This is a genomic window from Marichromatium bheemlicum, from assembly GCF_012276755.1.
GTDB lineage: Bacteria > Pseudomonadota > Gammaproteobacteria > Chromatiales > Chromatiaceae > Marichromatium > Marichromatium bheemlicum.
This window is the reverse complement of the sequence record NZ_JAAXKX010000054.1, coordinates 1-324: the sequence shown is the minus strand read 5'-3', so window position 1 is coordinate 324 and position 324 is coordinate 1. Positions and strand designations below refer to the sequence as shown.

The 324-nt window shown below is 66.7% G+C and carries 1 protein-coding gene; it reads left to right on the top strand.

Annotated elements, in window-relative coordinates:
- Positions 1-324 (top strand): DDE-type integrase/transposase/recombinase (locus HF203_RS16070; protein WP_168671091.1); only part of this gene is annotated, 324 nt, incomplete at both ends.

The following is a 324-nucleotide window of genomic DNA, read 5'->3' as shown; positions in this document are numbered from 1 at the left end:
ATGCGTGAGCACGGCCTACGCGGCCGTCATCGGCGTCGCTATCGCGTCACGACCGACTCGAGCCACCGTCTTCCCGTCGCCGAGAACCTGCTCGCCCGGGACTTTCGGCCCAGTGCCCCGAACCAGGTGTGGAGCGCCGATATCACCTATCTCTGGACCGATGAGGGCTGGCTCTATCTGGCCGTCGTCCTCGACCTGTTCAACCGCGAGGTCGTCGGCTGGTCAATGCGCGCACGCATGGATGCCGAGCTGGTCATCAGTGCCCTCGACATGGCCTATGCCCGGCGCCGGCCGCCACCGGGACTGCTACACCACTCCGATCGG